2 protein-coding genes are annotated in these 3016 nt (G+C 68.2%); both read left to right on the top strand.

Annotation, left to right across the window (positions count from 1 at the left end; genetic code table 11):
• A partial coding sequence (locus ACM9LD_RS25000; RefSeq protein ID WP_415679214.1) for a hypothetical protein occupies positions 1-549 on the top strand: 549 nt, incomplete at its 5' end.
• Between the two features lie 1474 nt (positions 550-2023).
• A complete protein-coding gene (locus ACM9LD_RS24995) occupies positions 2024-2842 on the top strand; it encodes a ParA family protein (protein WP_415679213.1) in 819 nt (272 codons plus the stop codon).
• Positions 2843-3016: the final 174 nt, after the last annotated feature.

Genomic DNA, 3016 nt, shown 5'->3' with positions numbered 1-3016 from the left:
CCACCCGCCCGCCGCACCGACCCCGCCCCGTCCCGCGCCACGGCACCCAAGCCCGCCGCCACCAGCCGCGCACCGGCCGCACGGCCGCACCGCCGCGCCGCGGTGATCGCCGCGGCCACCATCGCGGCCGCAGCGACCCTCACCGGGCTCGTGTACCTCCTTGGCCCACCCGCACGCCAGCAGTTCGCCGCCTCGGACTTCAGCTCACCGAGCGGCAACATCCGCTGCCGGCTGACCGAGGATCCCGCCGCGCCGACCGCGGCGTGCACCATCACCGAGGTCGACAGCACCTACCCCGCTCCCCCACCGCCGGCCGCCGACTGCACCGACTACGGCCGCACCCTGATCGTGACGAAGGGCCACGGCGCGCCACACTGCACCCGCACACCCGCCGCCGACTCCACCACGGCGCCCACGGCGCTGCAGTACGGCGCGAGCATGACGCTCGCCGGCGTCCGATGCGACAGCTCAGCCCTCGGGATCACCTGCCAACGCACCGACACCCCGGGCGGCTTCCGGATCTCCCGCGAGAGCTACACGACCTGGTGACCTAGCCGCCGCGCCCGCGCCCCTCGGCGCAGAAGCGGGCGGGCCCGCACTGCTGCAGCTTCCTTCCGCGGGACGCGCCGCCGCCCCACCCCGGCCGCCGACGAGCCCACACCCGTGGTTGGTGGCTGTCCGCCCATGGCCACCTCATCCCAGATGCGCCGTCCGCTGCGGCGACCATGCACGAATCAGGTCGAGTAGGACGCGCATCAGCCCGAACGGTCGCATGCGTCCTGTGCAGGTTCAGTCCAGCACGTCTATTAACGTCACGTGACACGAAAAATGGCCCCTCCCCCGGCCTTCGCCGACTCCCGAGTGCGCGGATCATCGTCGAGATCCGTGGCCTGAAGTCCCCTTCCGGGGCGCCTGTTCGAGCCGCTCCCGGTTCACTCAGCGCGCTCGAAGGTTCCTCGATGCCCCCGACCAATGTGTCGCTCAAGCCCCTCAAGGTCGCCCATGCGGCGTTGCATCCTGCGTCTGAATCGGCGGCTGTAGGGGCGTGATCACGCGCCTGACGAGGCGGTCGCAGAGACACTGCGCGCGGAGCTGAGACTGTTCCGGTTCCGAATGCTCTGGTTGGAGCGCGAACCACCGGGCGGAAGACCGCGACCTAGGACTGCGACTGGTCGTTCCGGCGAGTCGGTAAAGCGCTGAGCAACCAGGAGGCCTAGCGACAACACGAACAGGATAGAGTTCGGACGGGAGGCACGAAGGGTGCGTTCACCAAGCCTTGAAGGCGACTCCCGGCAGACCTGGAGTGGGGGGGGGAAGCGCAAGCAGACACCGTCACATTGGACGGACATAGTGGCACGGTGACCGCGCGACGAGCGCTCGTTGGGATGGACTGCGGTGCGGCTAGGGCGGTAGCCACCATCGTGCCATGGGAGAAGGGGCTACCCGCTCAGGTCGGGTATTGGGCGAGGTTGGGAGGGGTCGGAGGTAGTGAATGCGACGCGCGTGGATGAGCTATAGCAGCAGTACATACCTATTGCTAGCTATATTGATGACCGCATTGGAGGCATGCTAGGGAAGGAGCTATGAGACTAGACAGGTGGGCGGGTATGGCACTGGACGCAGGACAATGCTGAGAGCTACCCAGTGGAACGGCTAGGAATCAAGTAGTGCGGGCGCATGGCGCACTGAGTGTGCGCATACGCAGGCGACCGCGTAGGCAACACGCTATGAAAGCGACTGGCCGACCAGGCAGTGAGATAGTGAGCGAACAACAGATGGAGACACGCAGCCGCCAGTACTGGAAGCGACCTAGCTGAGCGCATGGTTGGCAACCATGAGCACCGGATAGGGCACCAGGTAGCGCACACGCTAGAGAGCGGTATGGGTGGGGGAGTAGTGGGCGATGTTGGGCGACACGTTGCGAGAAGTAGCGCGAGCAATCTATTTGCATGTATGCTCGACCGTAGTGGCGCAGATACAGGGCGCACCATTGATCGCAACGCTTGAAGGAGCATGATCGACAATGACGAAGACCTCCAACGCGGCCCTCGAACGCCTCCAGTTCGCCGACGCCCCGGCGCAGGCCGCCGAGATCGCCCGCCAGCTCATCATCGCGGTCGCCGCGTGGAAGGGCGGCGTCGGCAAGACCGAAACGGCCAAGGAAATCGCCTGGCTCTTCGACGCCGTCCTCCTCGACTTCGACTGGGACCGTGGGGGAGTGACCGAGATGTGGGGCTACCTGCAGGCCCGCCACAAGAGGGCTCCGATGCTCGACGCTCTCGCCGCCGGCCGCATCCCGCGACCGCTGTCCGGCGGCCCGTTCCGCGCCGACCTCGTCCCGTCCCACCCCGACTTCGGCCTCAACCAGCCGTCCGCTGAGCACCTCACCAGCGAAATCGTCCGGTGGCAGCAGGAGTGGCAGCGGCCGGTCGTCATCGACACCCACCCCGGCGGCTGCGAGTCCACCTACGGCGCGATCCAGGCCGCCGACGTCATCATCGTGCCCGCCCCGCTCAAGCGCCGCGAGCTCGCCGCACTCGAAGGCATGCTCGAAGAGCTCAAGGGCTACCCGCTGCTGATCGTCCCGACCATGGTGCCCCCGATCCCGCCGGCACGAGAGATCGCGCAGCTGCAGGAGCTCTCGCAGCGGTTCTCCGCACCCGTCATCACGCCCGTCTCGAACGCCACCTGGCTCGAGCGGCGCACCCGCCGCATGGCCGTCGCATCCAGCGACCCCGTCCCGGCCAAGCACGCCGCATTCGTCGACGAGATGCGCTCCGTCGGCCGCTCAGTACTTCTCGCCGCCATCAACAGCCAGACCACGGAGGAGGCCGCATCATGACCGACACCACCAACGCACCCACCGACGGCATCGGCGCCCTGCTGGGCAAGCGGCGCACCCGCAGCACCATGGTCCCGCCCTCCAACCGCGGACCCCTGCAGGTCACCCCCGACGCGCCCGCCGCACCGCCGGCCGACACCCCGGACACCACGGTGAGGGAGAGCACCCCGCCCG

Source organism: Tsukamurella hominis (assembly GCF_965137015.1).
Lineage (GTDB): Bacteria > Actinomycetota > Actinomycetes > Mycobacteriales > Mycobacteriaceae > Tsukamurella > Tsukamurella hominis.
This window is presented reverse-complemented; position numbering and strand designations above follow the sequence as displayed.